15 protein-coding genes, 1 tRNA gene and 1 pseudogene are annotated in these 20,474 nt (G+C 75.4%); 8 read left to right on the forward strand and 9 right to left on the reverse strand.

Annotated features, from left to right (window positions below; all coding sequences use genetic code 11):
• Positions 1 to 359 precede the first annotated feature (359 nt).
• Positions 360 to 1,604 (reverse strand): annotated as a pseudogene (locus tag ACWD4U_RS16525) (PP2C family protein-serine/threonine phosphatase); the annotation flags it as partial.
• A 228-nt stretch (positions 1,605 to 1,832) separates the two neighbouring features.
• Positions 1,833 to 3,173, reverse strand: a complete 1,341-nt coding sequence (locus ACWD4U_RS16530) for an NAD(P)/FAD-dependent oxidoreductase (protein ID WP_363459534.1) — start codon at positions 3,171 to 3,173, stop codon at positions 1,833 to 1,835.
• 413 nt (positions 3,174 to 3,586) lie between these two features.
• Here ACWD4U_RS16530 and ACWD4U_RS16535 point away from each other — a divergent pair, with 413 nt between their 5' ends.
• Both ACWD4U_RS16535 and ACWD4U_RS16540 read left to right on the forward strand, forming a co-directional pair.
• Entirely contained in the window at positions 3,587 to 4,327 is a 741-nt protein-coding gene (locus ACWD4U_RS16535; RefSeq protein WP_449787210.1) for a TetR/AcrR family transcriptional regulator, read from the forward strand.
• A gap of 290 nt (positions 4,328 to 4,617) precedes the next feature.
• Complete coding sequence (locus tag ACWD4U_RS16540) at positions 4,618 to 6,642, forward strand: sigma-70 family RNA polymerase sigma factor (RefSeq protein WP_363459524.1); 2,025 nt, start codon at positions 4,618 to 4,620, stop codon at positions 6,640 to 6,642.
• A 6-nt stretch (positions 6,643 to 6,648) separates the two neighbouring features.
• On the opposite strand, the gene ACWD4U_RS16545 is transcribed toward ACWD4U_RS16540, so the two are convergent.
• The 3 genes from ACWD4U_RS16545 to ACWD4U_RS16555 form a co-directional block, all read right to left on the reverse strand.
• Positions 6,649 to 7,344, reverse strand: coding sequence for a DsbA family oxidoreductase (locus tag ACWD4U_RS16545; RefSeq protein WP_363459523.1), 696 nt, complete (start codon positions 7,342 to 7,344; stop codon positions 6,649 to 6,651).
• A 120-nt stretch (positions 7,345 to 7,464) separates the two neighbouring features.
• The gene (locus ACWD4U_RS16550) at positions 7,465 to 7,950 is read right to left on the reverse strand and encodes a universal stress protein (protein ID WP_363459531.1); all 486 of its coding nucleotides are present in this window, start codon (positions 7,948 to 7,950) and stop codon (positions 7,465 to 7,467) included.
• Positions 7,951 to 8,151: 201 nt separating this feature from the next.
• Entirely contained in the window at positions 8,152 to 10,275 is a 2,124-nt protein-coding gene (locus ACWD4U_RS16555; RefSeq protein WP_363459521.1) for an asparagine synthase-related protein, read from the reverse strand.
• 663 nt (positions 10,276 to 10,938) lie between these two features.
• Between ACWD4U_RS16555 and ACWD4U_RS16560 the strand changes: the two genes are divergently transcribed.
• The 5 genes from ACWD4U_RS16560 (at position 10,939) to ACWD4U_RS16580 (ending at position 16,125) form a co-directional block, all read left to right on the forward strand.
• Positions 10,939 to 12,357, forward strand: a complete 1,419-nt coding sequence (locus tag ACWD4U_RS16560) for an MFS transporter (protein WP_363459519.1) — start codon at positions 10,939 to 10,941, stop codon at positions 12,355 to 12,357.
• Between the two features lie 78 nt (positions 12,358 to 12,435).
• A complete protein-coding gene (lhgO, locus tag ACWD4U_RS16565; protein ID WP_363459517.1) occupies positions 12,436 to 13,662 on the forward strand; it encodes an L-2-hydroxyglutarate oxidase in 1,227 nt (408 codons plus the stop codon).
• A gap of 99 nt (positions 13,663 to 13,761) precedes the next feature.
• On the forward strand, positions 13,762 to 14,592 hold the full coding sequence (trmB, locus tag ACWD4U_RS16570) for a tRNA (guanosine(46)-N7)-methyltransferase TrmB (protein WP_363459515.1): 831 nt from the start codon (positions 13,762 to 13,764) through the stop codon (positions 14,590 to 14,592).
• 111 nt (positions 14,593 to 14,703) lie between these two features.
• The gene (locus tag ACWD4U_RS16575; protein ID WP_363459513.1) at positions 14,704 to 16,002 is read left to right on the forward strand and encodes a PrsW family intramembrane metalloprotease; all 1,299 of its coding nucleotides are present in this window, start codon (positions 14,704 to 14,706) and stop codon (positions 16,000 to 16,002) included.
• A 49-nt stretch (positions 16,003 to 16,051) separates the two neighbouring features.
• Positions 16,052 to 16,125: transfer RNA gene (locus ACWD4U_RS16580), tRNA-Met, on the forward strand.
• Between the two features lie 379 nt (positions 16,126 to 16,504).
• Here ACWD4U_RS16580 and ACWD4U_RS16585 read toward each other — a convergent pair.
• The 3 genes from ACWD4U_RS16585 to ACWD4U_RS16595 all read right to left on the reverse strand — a co-directional run bounded on the left by ACWD4U_RS16585 (position 16,505) and on the right by ACWD4U_RS16595 (position 18,703).
• Positions 16,505 to 17,212: a class I SAM-dependent methyltransferase gene (locus ACWD4U_RS16585; RefSeq protein ID WP_363459511.1), complete on the reverse strand. Its 708-nt coding sequence runs from the start codon at positions 17,210 to 17,212 to the stop codon at positions 16,505 to 16,507.
• Positions 17,213 to 17,331: 119 nt separating this feature from the next.
• The gene (locus tag ACWD4U_RS16590; RefSeq protein ID WP_363459509.1) at positions 17,332 to 18,042 is read right to left on the reverse strand and encodes a sensor domain-containing protein; all 711 of its coding nucleotides are present in this window, start codon (positions 18,040 to 18,042) and stop codon (positions 17,332 to 17,334) included.
• 97 nt (positions 18,043 to 18,139) lie between these two features.
• The gene (locus ACWD4U_RS16595; protein ID WP_363459507.1) at positions 18,140 to 18,703 is read right to left on the reverse strand and encodes a GNAT family N-acetyltransferase; all 564 of its coding nucleotides are present in this window, start codon (positions 18,701 to 18,703) and stop codon (positions 18,140 to 18,142) included.
• A gap of 50 nt (positions 18,704 to 18,753) precedes the next feature.
• Here ACWD4U_RS16595 and ACWD4U_RS16600 point away from each other — a divergent pair, with 50 nt between their 5' ends.
• Positions 18,754 to 19,668 carry a hypothetical protein gene (locus ACWD4U_RS16600; RefSeq protein ID WP_363459505.1) on the forward strand — a complete coding sequence of 305 codons (915 nt, stop codon included), beginning with the start codon at positions 18,754 to 18,756 and terminating at the stop codon, positions 19,666 to 19,668.
• Positions 19,669 to 19,686: 18 nt separating this feature from the next.
• Here the strand turns inward: ACWD4U_RS16600 and ACWD4U_RS16605 are convergent, their stop codons facing one another.
• Complete coding sequence (locus tag ACWD4U_RS16605) at positions 19,687 to 20,469, reverse strand: M23 family metallopeptidase (protein ID WP_363459503.1); 783 nt, start codon at positions 20,467 to 20,469, stop codon at positions 19,687 to 19,689.
• Positions 20,470 to 20,474 lie beyond the last annotated feature (5 nt).

The raw sequence follows: 20,474 nt of genomic DNA on the forward strand, positions 1-20,474 counted from the left end.
CGCTGTTGAGTTCTCAAGGAACGGACACTTCCTTCAGGCGGCCTTCCGACCGACCCTCCGGGCGCTTCGTTCTTTCGTGTTCCCAGCTTATCAGATCCGAGCTTGTGCTCTTTCCCGACTCGCTTTCGTCTTCTGCGACCTGACGGCCCGTCCGACGTTTCAAACTCTAGCCGATCCCCGCTCCGAAAAGCGAATCGGCCGCAATCTCCGAAAAAGCGCGCAGCAAATACGAACGGAGACGCGAAAAGACGCGACCCGGTACGGATCAGCTGGTGGTTCTCAGGGATTGGCCACCCCGGGACCGTCCACGTCGACACGTGTCCGGTGCTCCCTGTCGGGCAACTCGAAGAACTTTACACACCTGTGGGCCCGGGTTCAAGTGGCACCTGGAAGACCAGTACCGCGACGTCGTCGTCGTGCTCGGCGGAGACGCCGAGGGCGCGCAGGAGGCGGGCGCAGACGGTGTCGGGGGTGCCGACGGGGCCGGTGAGGGTGTGGGCGAGGAGGTCGAGGCCCTGGTCGATGTCCTCCTCGCGGCGTTCGACCAGGCCGTCGGTGTAGAGGACGCCGGTGGTGCCGGGGAGGAGGCGGAGGGTGTGGGACAGGTGGCCGGCGCCGCCGGTGCCGAGGGGTGGGCCGTTCTGTTCCTCGCCGCGCAGGACGGTGCCGTCGGGGCTGCGCAGGAGGAGGGGGAGGTGGCCGGCGGAGGCGTAGACGAGGGTGGTGGTGGCGGGGTCCCAGACGGCGTAGGTGCAGGTGGCGATCTGGTTGGCGTCGATCTCCATGGCGAGGCCGTCGAGGAGGGTCATCACCTCGTGCGGGGGGAGGTCGAGGCGGGCGTAGGCGCGGACGGCGGTGCGGAGCTGGCCCATGACGGCGGCGGCGCGCAGGCCGCGGCCCATCACGTCGCCGATGACGAGGGCGGTGCGGCCGCCGCCGAGGCCGATGACGTCGTACCAGTCGCCGCCGACGGCGGCGTCGGTGCCGCCGGGTTGGTAGGTGGCGGCGACGCGGAGGTCGGCAGGCTGTTCGAGTTTCTGCGGGAGCAGGCTGTGCTGGAGGGTGACGGCGGCTTCGCGTTGGCGGCGTTCGGCTTCGCGGAGGCGGCCGGCGGCCTGGACCTGGTCGGTGACCTCGGTGGCGAAGATGAGGACGCCGGTGGCGGCGGCGTGTTCGTCGGGGCCGAGCGGGACGCAGGCGATGTTGTAGTACCGGTTGCCTCCGAGGCCGAGGATGCAGCGGGACTTCACGCTGCGCGGGCGGCCGCTGCGCAGGACCTGGTCGAGCAGCGGGAGCACGCCGAGGGCGGTGAGTTCGGGGAGCGCTTCGGCCGCGGGGCGGCCGGTGGTGCGGGCGCCGAACAACTCGCGGTAGGCCTGGTTGGCGTAGCCGAGCAGGTGCTGCGGGCCGTGGGTGAGGGCGATCGGGGCGGGCAGCCGGCGGACGACGTCGCGGAGGTCGTAGCGGAGGTCGGGGTCACGGGGTTCGGCGGCGGGGGTGCCGGGGTCGCGCTGGCCGGGGACCGTGACGGGTTCGTCCGCGGTGGTGGGAGCGGTCCGCCATGCGGCTCCGGCGAGCCGGGCGCTCCAGCGCATGAGGTTCAACGTCGGCCGCTTCCTCGGTACGGGTGGGGGTGGTCCTCGGTGAGACGGGATGCGGTGTGATCATCACGATGTGTGCGCGGTGTGGTACACGCCGTGATGGTCCGGTGGGGTCGATCCTGTCAGGCTCCGGTGTGATTCCGGAAGTCGAGCCCCCGGAACGGCGCGTTTCGGGGGCGCACGCCGGGGGCGCGCCTCACCTGCCAGCACGTGCGCGTGGGGATCGGCGGATCAGGTGCCGGGTCCGCCGGTGAGGTCGGACTCGAAGCCGGACTCGAACTCGGCGCGCGGATGCTCGATGGCGCCGATCGAGACCACCTCGCGGTGGAAGAGTCCGCCGAACAGCCAGTCCATCAGCACCCGGACCCGGCGGTCGGCACTGGGCAGGCGCCGGAGTTGCCGGGCCCGGTGCAGCCACCAGGCGCGGCGGCCGGTGAGCCTGGTGCCGCGGCGGGTGTGGGCCACCGCGCGGCGCAGGCCGAGCGAGGTCGAACAGGCCGGGCGGTCGGGACGATAACCGGCCAGCGGGTGGCCGGCCAGCTCGGCGGCCAGGTTCTCGGCGAGCAACTTGGCTTGGGCGAGGGCGTGTTGGGCGTTGGGGGTGCAGGGTTCGCCGTGTTGGTCGGGGACGGCGGCGCAGTCGCCGGCGGCCCAGGCGTCGGGCAGGGGGGTGCCGTCGGGGCCGGCGATGCGCAGGGTGGGCAGGCAGCGGATCCGGCCGGCGGCGTCGAGCGGGAGGTCGGTGAGGGAGAGCACCGGCGCGGGGCGGATGCCGGCCGTCCAGACCAGGGTGCGGGCGGCGAAGCGACTGCCGTCGGAGAGCACCATCAGCCGGTCGGCAGCGGATTCCAGGGTGGTGCCGAGCCGGACGTCGATGTTGCGTTCGCGCAGTTCGGCCAGGGTGTGGGCGGCGAGTTCGGGGGTCTCCTCGGTGAGGATCCGGTCGGTGGCCTCGACCAGGATCCAGCGCAGGTCCTCGGGCGCGAGGTTGTGGTAGCCCTTGGCGGCGTAGCGGGCCATGTCCTCGAGTTCGGCGAGGGCGCCGACGCCCGCGTAGCCGGCTCCGACGAAGACGAAGGTGAGCGCCGCGTGGCGGAGTTCGGGGTCGCGGGTGGAGGAGGCGAGGTCGAGCTGTTCGAGGACGTGGTTGCGCAGGGCGACCGCCTCGCCGACGGTGGCGAAGCCCATGCCGTGCTCCGCGAGGCCGGGGACGGGGGCCGTGCGGGAGACCGAGCCGGGGGCCATCACCAGGATGTCGTACGGGAGTTCGGTGGGCAGCCGGAGTTCGCCGCGCGGGGCGGCGTCCACCCAGGCGCGGCGGGTGGCGTGGTCGATCTTGGTGACCCGGGCGGTGAGCACCCGGCAGTCGGGCAGCGCGGTGCGCAGCGGGACCACCACGTGGCGGGGGTCGATGGAGCCGGCCGCGACCTCGGCCAGCAGCGGCTGGAAGGTGAGGTACGGCTGCGGTTCGACCACCGTGATCTCGACCTGCTCGTCCCTCAACTGTGCGCGCAGCAGGTGTTGCAGGCGTAGGGCGGCGGTCAGTCCGGCGCAGCCGCCGCCGATGATCAGGACTCGAATGGGGCACCTCCGGCCGGCCTCGGGCTGTGACCCGCTTCACGTTCCCCCTATGACGCACCCCCGGACGGGTTCTTGTCCACACTCCGGGCGGGATCGGTCCGAACCGTTCCGGTGGAGGGTCCACTTCTGCGGCGAACTTCCTTGAACTATGGTCGGATTGTGCTTCGGACCGCCGATGGTGCCGGTCCATGCCTGGGGCCTGGTGGCATCGGCGCGGACTGCCCGGCAGCCATCCGGGGAAGGGTAGTGCGCGGACGTCGGACGATGGCCGGTGTCGGCAGCGCGTGCCAGGGGCGCAGTAACCGTTCGGGTACCCGGGACGGGGTGCCTCGGGGGAGGTTGGCATGTCGGAGCAGGATCAGGTGGCGGGGCGTTTGCCGGTAACGGCGTTCGGAAGGACCGCGGTGGACGTGGTGCCCGAGCAACGCGGGCCGGGTGAGCGGGAGCGGTACGCCTTTCCCCGCCCGGAGCGTCCGGCGGAGGGCGGCCGGGGTTCCGGTTCGCGCCTGCGGGTGGACGCCCGGCGGAATCTGGAGAGCGTCTTGCGGGCCGCCCGCGAGGTGTTCGGTGAACTCGGCTACGGCGCTCCGATGGAGGAGGTCGCCCGGCGGGCCGGGGTCGGCGTCGGCACGGTGTACCGGCGCTTCCCGAGCAAGGAGGTGCTGGTGCAGCGGATCGCCGCCGAGGAGGTGTCCTGGCTGACCGCGCAGGCCCGGGAGTCGCTGTACGGCGGCCTGACCGGTCCGTGGGACGCGCTGGCGGGCTTCCTGCAGCGGGCGGTGGCGTCCGGCGCGGGCCGGCTGCTGCCGCCGGAGGCGTTCCGGTACGCCGAGGAGATCGGTCGGGTCCCGGAGCAGCGCGGCGCCGAACTGCGGGCGCTGAACGTCGCGTCGGTGCAGGCCGAGGGTGAGCAGAGCGCCGATCCGCGGCTGCTGCTGCACCTGCTGGCGGCGCTGGTGGCGCGGGCGGGGGCGGCCGGCGAGCTGCGTCCGGGGGTGACGGTGGCCGACGTGGTGCTGGTGCTCACCGCGGCCGTTCCGGTGCACGCGACGACTGCCGTGCCGGCGGCGCAGGACGGCGTCGCGGAAGGGGCGGCCGGCAACCGGCTGCTGCAGATCCTGCTGCAGGGCCTGCGGGCGGTCTGACGGGCGCTCGGTTCGACCGGACGACGGCCGGTGTGGACGCGGTGGCGGCGGCACCGCGTCTCGCACGCCGGGTGGGTGACGGTCCGAACGCCTTGTCGAGGGACGGTCCGAACAAGTCCGCGAGCGGCGGCCCGGAAGAGTGGGTCGGGGCCGGGGCGGCTACCGGTGGTGGCTCCGCTATGCCATTCTTTGCCCGTGGTTGGAGCCATTGTCCCGTTGCGCACCGTGACCGCCGTCGACTCCGAGGGGCGGCCTGCGGCGTGCGCCGGACGGGCCCTGGACGGTCTCCGGTGATCCCCGAAGAGCCGCTCGACGCCGGGGAGTTCGGATCCGGCCTGGAGACGCCCGGCCAGGTACCGGACCAGGGCGGCAGCCCGGCCCGTGAGTCGCTCAGCGGCCGGGTCCCGGGCCAGGCCGCCGCCGGACGCGGCGGGGTGACCCCGGAGGCCTTCGTCGGAGAGGACCGCCCGGTGCGCGTCACCGTTCCCGCCCCCGCCGATCCCGTCGACGGTGAACGTCCGGCTTCCGACGCCGAGTTGACGGCCCGGGTGCGGGCCGGCGACGACGCCGCCTACGAGGAGATCTACCGTCGGCACGCCGACGCCGTCCGGCGCTACGCGCGGACCTGTTGCCGGGACAGCTTCACCGCCGAGGACCTGGCCGGCGAGGTGTTCGCCCGTACCCTGCAGGCGCTGAAGGCCGGCAAGGGACCCGAGTTCGCCGTCCGCGCCTACCTGTTGACCGCGGTCCGCAACGTGGCGGCCGCCTGGGCCCGCTCCGACCGGCGCGAGCAGCTGGTGGACGACTTCTCCACCTTCGCCGAAGTCTCCGCCGCCACCGTCGAGTTCGACCTGGCCGACCCGGGCGCCGACGCCTGGGCGATGGCGCTGGCCGACCAGCGCATGGTGATGCGCGCGTACGCCGAACTCCCGGAGGACGACCGGGTGGTGCTCTGGCACACCGAGGTCGAACGGGAGTCGCCGAAGACCGTCGCGGTGATGCTGGGCAAGACCGCCAACGCCACGGCCGTCCAGGCCCACCGGGCGCGTGACCGGCTCGCCGCCGGCTTCCTGCAGGCCCATGTGTCGGGCAGTCAGGACACCGCGTGCGCCGGGTACGCCAACCGGCTCGGCGCCTACGCCCGCGGCTCGCTGCGCAAGCGCGCGTCGGCGGAGGTCGGGCGGCACGTCCAGGACTGCACCCGGTGCACCGCCGCGTACCTGGAGCTCGCCGACATCAACCACGGTCTGCGGGCGGTGCTGCCCGGCGGAGCGCTGCTCTGGGTCGGTGCCGGGTACTTCTCCGCCGCGGCGGCCGCGGTCGGCGCCGGGGTGGCGGCGACCGGTGCGGTGGCGGGCGGCGCGGCGGTCGCGGGTTCGTCGGCGGCGGGGACCACCGGCGGTGCGGGTACCGCGGCGGCGGCCGGGTCGGCGGGCGGCGCGGCCGGATCGTCCGGCGGTGGCGCCGGGGCGGCGGCCGCGGAGGGGCTGGGGACCGCGGCCAAGGCGGGGATCTCGGCGGCGATCGCGGTGGTCGCGGCGGCGGTGGCGGCGTTCGCGCTGACCGGTTCGCCGGCGCCCAAGCCGCCGGTCGCCGCGCCGCCGCCGTCGGCGGCGCCCGAGTCGCCCGCCCCGCCGGCGCCGACGCCCTCGCCGTCGCCCTCGGTGCCGGAGCCCTCGCCGAGCCCGACGCCGTCCCCGACGCCCACTCCCACTCCCACGCCGTCCCCGACGCCGAGCCGTCCGCCGGTGCGGGCGATCACCCCGACGCCGACGCCGCCGGTGGTCGAGCGCCCGGTGGTGCCGGACCCGCCGGTCGTGCCGACGCCGACGCCGCCGGTCGTCCCGACCCCGGACCCGCCGAAGCCGCCGCCGACGCCCAGCCAGTTCTGGCTGGACGACCTGCCGTTGAACCGCGGACACCGCGAGTCGGCCGAGCAGCCGACGATCCGCGGCGGCGGCCGGGTGGCCCAGCGCGACGGGGCGTGGATGCGCGGCACGTACTACACGCACGTGCTGGCGGTGCCGATCCCCTCCCGGGTGACCATCGACCTGAACCGCTCCTGCACGGCCTTCGACGCCGTCGCCGGGCTGGACGACCTCGACGTCACGCTGGGCCGGGTGGTCTTCTCGGTCCAGGGCGACGGCGGTCAGGTGCTGTGGTCATCCGGCGAGCTCGGGCCCTGGGACAAGCCGGTCCGGGCGCACGTCGCGCTGACCGGGCAGCGGACCGTCCGACTGGTCGTCACGCCGACCCGGGGGACCGTCCAGGTGATCGACGTCGCGGACTGGGCGCAGGCCCGACTCACCTGCTGAGGACCGTCAGATCGCGCAGCTGTCGTCCGCGCAGGCCTCGCCGGCCGGGGCGAGCTGGGTGATCTTCTTGGCGGTCTCGGCCTCGACCTGGCGCAGCACCTGGAGGAAGGTCTCGGCCTCCTGGCCGCCCTGCACGGCCCACTGGCCCTCGAAGACGAAGGTGGGGACGGCGGAGATGCCGAGCTGCCGGGCCTCGTCGAGCCGGGCGCGGACCTCGGCGACGCCCTCGCCGCCCGCGAGGTACGCGGCGGCGCGGTCGCGGTCGACGCCGACCTCGGCGGCCAGGTCGGCGAGCACGGCGGGGTCGCCGACGTTCAGGCCGTCGGTGAAGTGGGCCTTGAGCAGGCGCTCCTTGAGCTCCGCCTGGACGGTCGCGCCGTACTCGGTCTCGGCGAGGTGCAGCAGGCGGTGCGCGGTGAGGGTGTTGACCTCCAGCGCGGCGTCGAAGTCGTAGTCGATACCGAGGGTCCGGCCGAGCTCGGTGATCCGGTCGTCCATGGCGACGGACTGCGGGCCGTAGCGCTCGGCGAGCCACTCGCGGTGCGGCCGGGCCTGCTCGGGCGCGTCGGGGACCAGCTGGTACGGGCGGAAGACCACCTCGACGCCGTCCTTGCCCTCGAAGCGGGCGAGCGCCTGCTCGAACCGGCGCTTGCCGACGTAGCACCAGGGGCAGGCGATGTCCGAGTAGATTTCGACCTTCATGGGTGGGCGGGCTCCTGTCGGTGGTTCTCGGCGGCCGGGCGGCCTCGGTCGCGGCCCGGGCGGCCTTCGACAGGAAGGTGAACGCTCAACGATCCGGAGTCATTCCAGCTCAGCCGCCCGTCAGGTGGCCGCGGCGGGGGCCGGGACCACCAGCACCGGGCAACTCGCGTGGTGGACGGCGGCGGTGGAGACCGAGCCGAGCAGCAGCCTCGTGAAGCCGCCGTTGCCGCGGGTGCCCAGCACCAGGGTGTGCCGGCCGGTGGCGGCCTGCAGCAGCACGTCGATGACGTTGCCGAGCACCACGTGCAGGCCGAGCTCGCCGCCGTACGGACGCGGCCGGGCGGCCTGGACGGTGGCGACCGCGCGGCGCAGGCCGTCGGCCATCGACTCGGTCAGCCGCTCGACGCTCTCCTGGACCAGCTCCGCCATGCCCGGCGGGTAGCCGGTCGGCGACGGGTTGACCACCGCGAGCACGTGCAGCGGCAGGCGGTACGCCTCGGCCTCGGACATCGCCCGGTCGAGCGCCCAGAGCGAGGCGTCGGAGCCGTCGCAGGCCGCGAGGACGGCTGCGCCGGGCGGGGGCGGATCACTGCGCACGGGAAGCATCTCGGTCACCGGTGTCCTCCGGGGTCGGGGTTGCGACGGTAACCCGCCGCCGGCTGGGGCGAAGGGAGGACGCGCGGAGCCCTGCGGGCAGCACGCGCGACGCTCTACGTGGGGAGACAAGCGCGGGAGCAGGGCAAACGGGCGGGACTGCGCGGACGGCGGGCAGCACGCGCGGTGGGTGCCGATGGGTGTGACGGGGCCTCAGGGGGTAAGGGCGGTGCGGCGGGGGGTGGGGAGGCCGGTCCAGGAGGAGCCGGGGCGGCGGGCGGCGAGGCGGCGGAGCCAGAGTTCGGTGGCGACCAGGTCGGCGAGGGCGGCCAGGACGGCGGGCGGGGCGGGGCGGTGGCCGGGGTCGGTGGCGGCCGCCAGGGCCTTGCGGACGGCGGGGGTGTCGATCAGTCCGGCGTCCGCGAGCAGCGGCCGGTCGAACAGCTCGGTGAGCTGCGGGGCGGCGGCGCGCAGGCCCGCGCGGGCGGGGGCGTGCGGGTCGGGGCCGGGGGTGCGGCCCCAGTCGGCGGGCAGGTCGGCGCGGCCGGTCCCGGCCAGCACCGCGGCGAGCAGGGCGTGCCGGGCACCGGGGTGCAGCCGCACGTCGTCGGGGAGCAGGCGGGCGGCGCGGACCACCTGGTTGTCCAGGAAGGGCGCGTGCAGCCGCTGCCCGTGCTGCTCGGTGGCGTGCACCAGGGTGCGGAAGTGGGCGGCGTGCCGGTGCAGGGCGAGGCGGGCGCGGCGGGCGCCGGGGGGTTCGGTGGGCGCGGGTTCGCGGGCGGCGGTGCGCAGGTGCTGGGCGAGGGCGGCGAGCGGTTCGTCGGCGAGCAGGTGGGCGGCGGGGCCGGGGAGGTGCCAGGCGAGGTCCGCGGCGAGGTGGCCGCCGACGGTGGCGCGCTCGGCGGGTGGGTGACGGAGCGTCAGGCGCAGCGCGAGTTCGTCGAGGGCGTCGGCGTAGCGGGCCCGGGCGAGGCGGCGGGCGGCGCGCAGCACGGTGACGGGGGTGCGCAGGGTGCCGGTGAGGGCGCCGGCGGTGGCGCGGTCGGCGCCGGCCAGGGCGGCGACGGGGGCCAGCAGGTCGAGGGAGCGGCCGGAGCGGATCAGGTCGGCGAGCCGGGCGGGGTGGCCGTCCAGGACCTGGCGGGCGCCGTGGCCGGTGAGGTGGTCGGCGCCGCCGGCGCGGTGGGCGGCGGTGTACCGGGCCGTTTCGAGCAGGGCCGGGCCGGGTTCGTCGGTGAGCGGTCCGGCCTCGGGGTACCAGCCGGCTTCCGTCGCGGCCGCGGACGGGTCGCCGAGGCCGGCGTAGGGCGGGCGGTCGGGGACGACGAGGTGCCGCAGCCGGGGGGCGTGCACGGCGAGGGCGAGTCCTTCGGCGGCGCCGAGGGTGACGGCGGCGAGGCTCTCGGGGGCCGCGGTGTCGTCGGGGCGGCGGGTCCAGGAGCCCTTGACCGCGCCGCTGCGCGGGGTAGGGAGGTCGGCGGCGGTGCGGTCCGCGGACGGGCTCGCGGGCAGCGGGACGGCGGCGGCGAGCAGGGCGACGGTGGCGGACGAGGTGCCGTATGAGAGGTCGACGCCGAGCCGCGGCCGGTCGGCGGGGGCGGTGGCGCGGACCCGGCAGCGGACGGCTTCCAGCAGGGCGCGGGTGAGTTCGCGGACCGCGGGGGCCTCGGCGCGCGGTTCGGCGGGGTCGTCGAGGTAGGAGGTGTGGTCGGCGCGGCCGCCGCGGATGCCGAGCGCGCTGCCGGGCGGGACCCGGCGGACGCCCCGGTACGGGGTGCGGTCGCCGAGGGTCTCCGGGGTCTCGGGGGTGGCCAGCCGGGCGGCCAGGTGGGCGGCGTCGACGGGGGCGCCGACCAGGTCGGCGAGCGGGAGCGCGGCGGTGGCGTACGCGGTGCCGCCGGCGAACGGGGTGTGGAAGACGGGCTGGGCGCCGGCCAGGTCGGTGAGCAGCACGGTGGAGCGGGTGCCGGCGCGCAGCACCACGGTGTAGCTGCCGGGCCAGTGGGTGAGGTGGCGCAGCGCGCCGCCGCGGGCGGCGGCGATGCCGTCGGCGAGTTCCCGGTCGGTGGCGCCGCAGCGGCCGACCACGGCGAGGCGCAGGGTGGCGGGGGTGTCGCGGTCGGCGTTGTCGGCGGGGTCGTGCGGGTCGAGTCCGCCGCGGACCGCGGCGGGACCGCCGGGGCGCAGGACGGCGACGCGCAGTTCGTCGGGCCGCCAGTCGCCGACCGCCCAGAGCGGGTTCGGGCCGCCCCACAGCAGGGTGGCGGCCAGGGGGCGGACGGCAGCGAGGGCCGGGTCGGCCGCGGTCAGCCCGCTCCAGCCGGTGAGCCACCGCATCGCGCCTCCACCTGACGTGCCGCAGCGCGCGCCGAACGCCCGTGCGGGCGTCGCGGTGTGGCGCGCCGTCAGGAGACATCGTGCCACCGATGGGGCGATCGAGCGCCCGGCTTTCCGGCAGGACGGGCTGCCGGACCGGGCTCCCCCCTCCGGGGCCCGGGCCGTGCGGTGCCGCCCGTCGCGGCCGGGAACTCGCGTTCCGGGCGCGGACGGTGGGCTTCGGGCGGCGGTCCGTGGACGTCCGCACTCGGCCGCGGATGGCCGAAAGCCGTCGCACGGTCCGGGAGGGCATCCGCATGCCCTCCCGGACCCGCCGCTGCCCGCGGGGATTGAGGCAGCGTTTCCCCCGGCCCGCCGGGTCCTCGGCGGCGGGCCGATCCACAGGCTCCAGCGAATCGCCGACCTGCCGCTGCGGCCTAGGGAGCACGGGTGGCGCATGCGGGCACGGGACCGGAGCACGCGCGTCCGGCAGGTGCCCGCGGACCCCGGCGCGGGCATCCGGCCGCCCGCCGTGCAGGGTGCGCGTTCCCGCCATCCGGAATGCGGCCTCTTAACCCTCGGAACGCGGACGACTACGCTAGGTGCAGCAGTCCGGTGGCGCGCTGCTGCCGTCGCACTCGCCGCCATCCGCGCACGACGTCGCCAGGGGGTGCCACCGCCACCATGACCGTCAGCTCACGAGGGCCGAACGACCGGCTGGGCGCCCTCCTCGCGCTCGCCCAGATCAGCAACGCCGGACTTGCCCGCCGGGTCAACGACCTGGGCGCGCAACGCGGCCTGACCCTTCGTTACGACAAGACCTCGGTGGCCCGCTGGGTGACCAAGGGCATGGTCCCGCAGCGCCCGGTGCCGCACCTGATCGCCACCGCGCTCGGCAACAAGCTGGGCCGGCCGGTGCCGCTGGAGGAGATCGGCCTGGCCGACTCGCACCCGACCCCGGAGCTCGGCCTGGAGTTCCCGCGCGAGGTGCCGGAGGCGGTCCGCTCGGCCACCGAGCTGTGGCGGGTCGACCTGGACCTGCGCCGCGGCCCCGGCGGCGGGCGCTGGAGCGACAGCCTGGCCGGCACCTTCTCGGTGGCCGCGTACGCCACCCCGGTCTCCCGCTGGCTGATCACCCCCGCCGACGGCTCGGTGGCCCGCGAGGCCGTCCCCGACCTGTCCGGCTACCGGGTCGGTCACGCGGACGCCGCCAAGCTCCGCGAGGCCGCCCAGGAGGCCCGCCGCTGGGACTCCAAGTACGGCGGCGGGGACTGGCGTTCCTCGATGGTGCCGGAGTGCCTGCGGGTGGAGGCCGCGCCGCTGCTGCTCGCCTCGTACAGCGACGCGATCGGCCGGGCGCTGTTCGGTGCGACCGCCGAACTGACCCGGCTGGCGGGCTGGATGGCGTTCGACACCGGCCAGCACGAGGCCGCCCAGCGCTACTACATCCAGGCCCTGCGGCTGGCCCGGGCGGCCGGCGACGTGCCGCTCGGCGGGTACGTGCTGGCCTCGATGAGCCTGCAGGCGTCCTACCGGTCCTTCCCGGACGAGGCGGTCGACCTGGCGCAGGCCGCGCTGGAGCGCAACCGGGGCCTGGCCACCGCCCGCACCATGAGCTTCTTCCACCTGGTGGAGGCCCGGGCGCACGCCAAGGCCGGCAACGCCGCCGCCTGCGGCACCGCGCTGGCCGCCGCCGAGGCCGCCCTGGACCGGGCCCGCCCCGGCGACCAGGACCCGACCTGGATCGACTTCTACGCCTACGACCGGCTCGCCGCGGACGCCGCCGAGTGCTTCCGCGACCTCGGAGTCCCGTCCAAGGTCCGGCAGTTCACCCGCGAGGCGCTGGCCCGCCCGACCGAGGGCTTCGTCCGCTCGCACGGCCTGCGGCTGGTGGTCTCCGCGATGGCCGAGGCCGAGGCGGGCGACCTGGACGCCGCGGTGGCCGCGGGCGAGCGCGCCGTCGAGGTGGCCGGGCGGATCTCCTCCCACCGCAGCCGCGAGTACGTCGTCGAGCTCCTGCGCCGCCTGGAGCCCTACCAGAACGAGCAGCGGGTCAAGGAACTCGCCGAACGCGCACGGCTGGTGCTCACGGCCTCCACCTGACCGTTTCCCGGTACCCCCGCCACCCGCCCGTGGCACCATCGGGGCGGGGGTCGGGTCGCGGAGGATCGGGGTGCGGGGTTGAAGCACGACGTCGAGGTGCTGGTGGTCGGCGGTGGCATCGTCGGGCTGTCCACGGCGTACGCACTGACCCGGGCCGGGCACGGGCGGTCGGTGACCGTGCTGGAGAAGGAGGGTGCGCTCGCCGCGCACCAGACCGGGCGCAACAGCGGGGTCATCCACAGCGGCGTCTACTACCGGCCCGGTTCGCTCAAGGCCCGCTACGCGACCGGCGGCGCCGCCGAGATGGTCGAGTTCTGCCGCGACCAGGGCATCCCGTACGAGGTCACCGGCAAGCTGATCGTCGCCACCGACCCCGCCGAACTCCCGCGCCTGGCCGCCCTCGCCGAACGCGGCCGGGCCAACGGCATCCCGCTGCACGAACTCGACGCCGCCGGGATCCGCTCGTACGAACCGGAGGTCACCGGCATCGCCGGACTCCACCTCGCCACCACCGGCATCTGCGACTACCCCGCGGTGGCCCGCCGCTACGCCGCGCTGGCCGCCGAACGCGGCGCCGAACTGCGCCTCAACACCTCGGTGCTGGACATCGCGCGGCGCGCGGACGGGGTGACGGTGCAGACCTCCGGCGGCGAGCTGCGCTGCGCGGTGCTGGTGAACTGCGCCGGACTGCACAGCGACCGGATCGCCCGGCTGGCCGGCGACGACCCCGGCGTGCGGATCGTCCCGTTCCGCGGCGAGTACTACGAACTGGCGCCCGAGCGGCGGACCTTGGTGCGCGGGCTGGTCTACCCGGTGCCCGACCCGGCGTTCCCGTTCCTCGGCGTGCACCTCACCCGCGGCATCCACGGCGACGTCCACGTCGGCCCCAACGCGGTGCCCGCGCTGGCCCGCGAGGGCTACGACTGGCGGACCGTCAGCCTGCGCGACCTGGCGGAGACGGTCCGCTTCCCCGGCGCCTGGCGGATCGCCCGCCGGCACTGGCGCTACGAGATCGGCGAACTCCACCGCTCGCTCTCCAAGCGCGCCTTCACCACCGCCGTCCGCCGCCTGCTGCCCGCCGTCACCGAGGCCGACCTGGTCCCCACCGCGGCCGGCGTCCGCGCCCAGGCCGTCGCCGCGGACGGCACCCTGCTCGACGACTTCGCCTTCGCCGGCTTCGACCCGGACGACCCGCGCTCCCCGCGCCGGGTGGTCCACGTCCTCAACGCGCCCTCGCCCGCGGCGACCGCCTCGCTGGCGATCGGCCGGGAGGTCGCCCGGCGGGCGGTCGCCGCACTCGCCTGAGGCCCCGCGCGGCCGCCCGCGAACCTGGTCCCGGCCCGGTTGTAAGCCTTGTCACGACCCGGTCCGGGGCCGGAGTCCGACCCGTAGACTGGTGCGATTGTGACTGCCACCGCCCCCAGCTCCCAGTTGACCCCGTCCGCCCGGCTCTCCGCCGCCCCGGCGGCGTACCCCGCGCCGATGTACCCGCACAAGGCCACCGAAGCCCAGCACCGCGAGCAGCGGATCCGCAGCTTCCAGCCGCGCCGGGGCCGGATGACCAAGGCCCAGGCCGGTGCGCTGGACCGCAGCTGGGAGGCGTACGGCTTCGCCATCGACGGGACGCCGCTGGACCTGGTCGCGATGTTCGACGGCCGTCCGGTGACCCTGGAGATCGGCTTCGGGATGGGCGACACCACCGCCGCGATGGCCGCCGCCGACCCGTCCGCGGGCATCCTCGCCGCCGACGTGCACACCCCCGGCCACGGCAACCTGCTGCAGTTCCTGGAGCGCGACGGCTCGGACAACGTCCGCCTGGCGGCCGGCGACGCGGTGATCCTGCTCCGCGACATGCTGCCCGACGCCTCGCTGGCCGGTCTGCGGGTGTACTTCCCGGACCCGTGGCCGAAGCCCAAGCACCACAAGCGCCGGCTGATCCAGCAGTCCTTCCTCGACCTGGTGCTGCCGCGCCTGGCCCCCGGCGCGCTGGTGCACTGCGCCACCGACTGGGAGCCGTACGCCGAGCAGATGCTGGCCGTGCTGTCGGACTCACCCGAACTGGAGAACCTCCACCCCGAGGGCGACGGCACCGGCTGGCTGGAGCCCGCCGAGCACCCCGAGGGCAGCCACCCCGGCTACGCGCCGCGGCCGGACTGGCGCCCGGTCACCAAGTTCGAGCGGACCGGCCTGGCCAAGGGGCACGTCGTGCACGACCTGCTGTTCCGCCGCCGCTGACCCACCTCCGGGGTCACGGCAGTTGACCCCATATCACCAACCGTCACCGGGTGGGTACGGTTCGTCCCGACCCCTCCCGCCGGAACGGGGCCTTCGCCTACGCTTCTGCAGGTGAGCAGTCCGCCCAGCGGCAACGCCATTCCCGGCGGGCCCGTCGGCGCGGCCGCCATGGCCGCCGACGACCCGACGACCCCTGCCGGTGTCCGGCCGAACCCCGCGTCCGGGGTCCGCCGGGCCGGTCGGCTGCTCCCGCACCGCCCGCGCCGCACCGTCCTGAGCGGGCGCATCCCCGGGCAGCCCACCTCGTCACCCGGCACCGACTCCCCCGCCCCCGCCGACGCCGCCGCCCCGGTCTCCGGTGCGGCGGCCGTCCTGCCCCGGGCACTCCGGCTGCTGCGGCGGCTGCTGCCGATGCGCCGGCCGGCGCTCTCCTCCGCGCTCGCGGCGCTGGCACTGGCCGGGTCCGGGCTGCTGATCCTGCACCTGGTGCAGCGGCAGACCGGTACCACGGGGCTGCTGGTCGGACTCGGACTGGCACTGCTGCCACTGCCGTTCGTGCTGGGCTCGCTGGCCTGGCTGAACCAGACCGCGCGGGTGCCGATCCGGCACACCCTGTTCTGCCTCGCCTGGGGCGCGTGCGCCGCGACCACCGTGGCGATCATGGCGAACGGCTGGGCCAGCGACTTCCTGGTCGCCCACCAGGGCGCGCGCGGCGAGACGCTCGGCGCGGAGTTCGCGACCCCGCTGATCGAGGAGGTCGCCAAGGGCTCGGCGCTGGCCATGTTGCTGCTCCCGCTGCGCCGCCGGCACCGCTGCGACGCGGCCCGCCCCTGCGGACGCCTGCGCCGCCTGCTCTGGCACCGCGGCGGCCGCACCGCGCCCTACCTGCGCCCCGCCCCCCGCCGCCGCTCCCGCGCCAACCCGCGCACCCTGGCCGCCGGGATGGTCCTCGGCGGGGTCACCGCCTGCGGCTTCGCCTTCACCGAGAACGCGCTCTACCTCGGCCGCGCCTTCACCGCCGACCAGCAGGCCCGGCTGGACTCCATCGGCCTCGGCCAGACCCCCAGCCTGCGCGACTTCGACGGCACCGTGCACACCTTCGTGCTGCGCGCCCTGCTGTCCCCCTTCGCCCACCCCCTGTTCACCGCGCTGACCGGACTCGGCCTCGCCGTCTCCCTCACCACCGGCCGCCGCTGGCTCGCCCGCCTCGCCGCCCCCGTCGGCCTGCTCCTCGCGATGTCCCTGCACGGCGCCTGGAACGCCGCCGCCGACCTCGGCACCGACGGCTTCCTCCTGGTCTACGGCCTGGTCATGGTCCCCGCCTTCGCCACTCTGGTCTGCTTCGCCGTCTGGGCCCAGACCCGCCGCGCCCGCCAACCGGTCCGCCCGGCCCCCGACCCCGCCCCGTGAAACCCGATTTCCTTTTCCCGTGGCTCTCACGTACTGTTGGGTTCACCGACGCGGGGTGGAGCAGCTCGGTAGCTCGCTGGGCTCATAACCCAGAGGTCGCAGGTTCAAATCCTGTCCCCGCTACTCAGTAGCACGAAGGCCCGGAGGCATCGCCTCCGGGCCTTCGGCCTTTCTGTGCGAATAATCCGTTGCCTCCGGCGGAGGGCGGTGCCTATGGTGGCGGCACACTGAAAGGAGGTGATCCTGAATTGAGTTCCATCAGGATGCGTGAGGTGGCTGCTCGCTAGAGCCGCCCCTGCCTGTGCAGGATGAGGCCGCCTGGCCTCCGGCTCAGGCGCAGACCCAAGCAGTCACCCGGCCCGTGGGCTCACCGGTACATCCCCGGTGCCTCGACCGCCGCTCCCGCCCTCGTGCGGGACCCCGGCCCGAGGAAGCAGCCCACGGGCCGCCTGCTTTTCCGGTGCGTTTTCCGGTGCTTTCCCGGCCAGGTCGCGGCGAGTGGTCAGCGGCGGCGCAGGACGAGGGTGCGGTGCGGGGGGCTGGTGGTGAGGACCCGGCCGGCGATGCCGTGGTGGCGCAGCGCGGCCCGCAGTTCCGGGAGGTGGGGGCAGGGGCGCCCGGTCCCGTCGAACAGCGGGTAGACCCGGACTTCGCCGGTGGGGGCGGTGACGCGGGTGAGTTCGAGGAGGGCTCGCAGCTGCTCGGCGGGGGCGAAGTGCGCCGGGTACGCGAAGAGCAGGTAGGAGCTGAGGGTGAGCGCGAAGGTGTGGTCGGCGAACGGGAGCCGGGGCAGCGCGGCCGCGATGTAGCGCTCGGGGTGGGCGGCGGCGTCGGCGGTGAAGAGCCGGCGGGCGCGGTCCCAGCTGCGCAGGTACTTGTCGGGGTGGTGGCGGCCGGGCGGCAGGTGGCGGCGGGGGTCGCGGTGGATGGCGCCGGCCATCCGGTCGCGTCCGGCGTCGGCGAGGGCGGCGAGGCGGTCGGGGCCGGCGGCGTACGCGGGGTCGGCGGCGATCACCTCGCAGCCGAGGGTGCGGGCTTCGGCGGCGAGCGCGGCCGCCCCGCCGGGACAGTCGAGGACCGGTCCGGGCAGGGCGGCGAGGTCGGCGCGGGTGAGGCCGAAGTAGGCGCAGTACTCGTCCAGCGGCCGGGAGGTGACCAGGACCGCCTCGCGGTCCGGTCGCTGACGCAGCGTCGGGGGCGCGGCGCTCATCGGGCTCCTTCGGCGGAGGGGCTTCGGCCCGTCCCATCCGAACACGGGGCCCTGGGCGGCGCATGTTCGTGCGTGCGGTCGGCACGGGGCCGGGCGCTGGGCCCGGCCCCGGCGCGTGGTCAGTGGCCGGCGAGCAGGGCGCGGGCGGCGAGGCGGTTGACGTTGGTCAGGCCGCGGATCAGGTGCGGGGTGAGGAAGACCAGGACCAGGCCGACCACGGTGACAGCGGCGATCTGCCAGAACGAGGTGAGCTCGTAGACGTGGTGCACGCCGTGGCTGTCGGTCCAGTCGGCGACCCGGTAGCCGTTCCAGTCGGTGTAGCGCGCGAAGACCCACTGGTAGGCGGGGAACAGCACGAGCGCCCAGCCGACGGTGAAGAACACCAGCGAGACGCTGAAGCTGAACACCGCCCACGGGAACATCACGAACTGGTGCAGCACCGCCTTCCACCCCGCGGCGTCGCCGAGCCGCGCGGTGATCGCGCCCCACACGCCCTCCCGACGGACCGTCACCGGCCGCGGCGCGGGCAGCTCCAGCCCGAGCAGGCTGCCGACCCGGTACCGCTCCCCGGCGCCCAGCCCGCGGGCCGCCACCAGCAGCAGCGCCAGCACCGGCAGCCCCAGCATGGTGACCGCCGTCCCGATCCCCAGGCAGAACAGCGTCACCACCACCGTGAACCCGAGGATCGCCATCGGCAGTCCGGTCAACGTGTACCCGAACTCGCGGAACGTGAAGGAGGAGAACGGCGCCCGCCAGAACCCCGGCCGCGATTCAACGGCCGGCTTGCGCGAGACGCTCGGAGCGGAGACCGGGTGCGAGGCGGTGGACATCAGCGGGCCCTTCGGATCGGGTGACTGGCTACTCCTCCAAGGTGCCGCAGCGGGCTGCCCGGTCGGAATGACGCCTGCTGCCGGATCCGAGGTGGGGTTAACCCCCCTGCCTGCGCTGCAGCTCCTGCCACTCCGGGGCGAGGAGGGAGTACTGGAGGGCGTCGTGCCAGGTGCCGGAGCGGTGGGTGTCGTGGCGGAGGCGGCCCTCGTAGTGGAAGGCGGCGCGGGTGAGGACACGTTGGGCGGGGGTGTTGGCGGGGTGGGTGCGGGCGGTGAGGCGGTGCAGGGCGAGGTGGTCGAAGGCGAGGGTGCAGAGCAGCGCGGTGGTCTCGGCGGCGTAGCCGTGGCCCCAGGTGTCGGGGCGCAGGGCGACGCCGAGTTGGGCCGCGTGGTCGCCTTCGCGGGTGAGCGCGGCCTGGCCGATCACCTCGCCGGAGAGGTGCTCGACGGCGAGGCGGTAGTGCTCGCGGGGCTCGCGTTCGGCCTCGTCGAGGTAGAGCTCCAGCTGGTCGGCGCAGCCCTCGAAGTCCTGGGCTTCGAAGGCCAGGTGGCGGACGACTCGCGGGTCGCCGTGCACGGCCTGCAGCGCGGCGACCTCCTCCGGGGTGTGCCGGTACTCGCGGAGGGTGAGCCGGGGCCCGGTCAGCCGGACGGTTTCCATGGCGCCCGACCCTACCCGGCGGTGGGGTGGGGACCGGTTAACGTACCTGGGTGGATGACGACGACCTGCAGCTGCTGCCCCGTACCCGGACCGCCGACCTGCTCGACTGGGCGGCGGGCGAGGGCCTGCCGCCGGTGGACGAGGGGGCGGTGCGGGCCGTCCTGACGCTGTTGGAGCTCGGTGGGGCCCGGCTGCACGACGGGTTCCCGGAGCTGTCCTCACCGATGGTGGAGCAGCTGCTGTACGAGCGCCTGCACCTGTACGTCCAGCCGGACGGCGACCCGTTGGCGTACGGCGCGGCGGTGCGGCTGCTGATCGACCGTCAGCGTACGGCGCGGCGGCTGAACGCCAAGCGGTGGGAGCGGCTGCACGAGGAGGCCGACTGGCAGGGCGAGCTGCTGGCGGGGCTGCTGCGGCGCTCGGACCTGGTGACCTGGCCGCGGCTGTACGCGTTGCTGCTGCGGGCGGACGGGGTGCCGGAGTGGGACCTGGACGCGGTGCGGGTGTGGCTGGACGGCTTCCGGGAGTTCACGCAGGAGGAGCGGCAGGCGGCGTTCGAGCAGGTGCCGGGCCTGGAGCCGGGCGACGCGTGGAGCCCGGAGCGGATCCGGGTGGTGGGGATGGCCACCGACGGGGCGCGGCGGCTGCTGGAGCAGGGCCTGATGCACCGCTCGTACCGCAACCTGGCCGAGCTGACCGCCCGCGGGCTCCCGATGCCGGCCGAACTCGCCGGTGACTTCGAGGGGTTCGAGGCGGCGGTGGCCGAGGCCGCGATCGACCTGTGCGGCGAGTGGACCGTCCCGGGCCTGGCCCGCCTGCTGCTGGAGGAGTACCCGGACCTGGCGCCGGAGGACTACGTGCCGGGTCCGGCCCAGCGGGAGGCGTTCGCGGACCTGGCGCCGGAGGAGTACCTCCCGGGCCAGGCCGAGCGGGACGGGCTCCCGGGCCTGGACCCGGAGGGATAGCCGGTCAGGCGGCGGTGCCTACGGCTGGAGGCCGTGGGCGGTGAGCCACGGGAGCGGGTCGATCGGGGCGCCCGCGGCGGGGCGGACCTCCAGGTGGAGGTGGGGTCCGGTGACGTTGCCGGTGGCACCGACCGCGCCGAGGACGGTGCCGGCGGTGACCTGGCCGGACGGGGTGGCGATCTGCGACAGGTGGCAGTACCAGATCTCGGTGCCGTCGGGCAGGGTCTGGATGACGCGGTAGCCGTAGGCGCCGGACCAGCCGGCCGAGGTGACGGTGCCGGCGGCGACGGCGGCGACGGGGGTGCCGGTGCGGGCGGTGAAGTCGAGGCCGGTGTGCAGCAGCGCCCAGTGGTCGCCGGACTGCGCGAAGTGTGCGGTGAGCTGGTAGTCGGCGAGCGGGAGGGCGTAGGCGTCGCGGTGCGTCCCGGCCTGCTGGGCGGCCCGCTTGGCCTCGGCCTCCTGGGCGGCGGCGACCCGGGCGCTCTCGTCGGCCGCGGTGCGCTGGCCGTCGGCCTGCTGCTGGATGCGGGCGGCGAGGGCGAGCCCGGGGTCGGCGGCCAGCAGGCCGTCCGACGCCTCGTCAGCGGCGGTCACGGCGGGTGCGGCGGGTGCCGGGGCGGCGGCCTGCGCGGGGGCGGCGGCGAGTCCGGTGGCGCCGAGCGCGGCGGTCATCGCGGCGGCGCCGAACAGCGGGGCTGCTCCGGCGCGGGACTGGCGGGGCAGGCGGTGCCGGACGGCGTCCTGCTCGGCCGGGTGGTCGAGCAGCCGGGTGCCGGTGCTCTCGGTGTAGGTCGACGCCACGGGGG

Source organism: Kitasatospora sp. NPDC002522, from assembly GCF_053595195.1.

Coding starts and splice junctions, on each gene's coding strand:
- ACWD4U_RS16560 (WP_363459519.1), top strand. CDS start 10,939: ATGACCGTCAGCTCACGAGGGCCGAACGACCGGCTGGGCGCCCTCCTC.
- ACWD4U_RS16550 (WP_363459531.1), bottom strand. CDS start 7,950: ATGCTTCCCGTGCGCAGTGATCCGCCCCCGCCCGGCGCAGCCGTCCTC.
- ACWD4U_RS16595 (WP_363459507.1), bottom strand. CDS start 18,703: ATGGAAACCGTCCGGCTGACCGGGCCCCGGCTCACCCTCCGCGAGTAC.
- ACWD4U_RS16590 (WP_363459509.1), bottom strand. CDS start 18,042: ATGTCCACCGCCTCGCACCCGGTCTCCGCTCCGAGCGTCTCGCGCAAG.
- ACWD4U_RS16545 (WP_363459523.1), bottom strand. CDS start 7,344: ATGAAGGTCGAAATCTACTCGGACATCGCCTGCCCCTGGTGCTACGTC.
- ACWD4U_RS16555 (WP_363459521.1), bottom strand. CDS start 10,275: ATGCGGTGGCTCACCGGCTGGAGCGGGCTGACCGCGGCCGACCCGGCC.
- ACWD4U_RS16585 (WP_363459511.1), bottom strand. CDS start 17,212: ATGAGCGCCGCGCCCCCGACGCTGCGTCAGCGACCGGACCGCGAGGCG.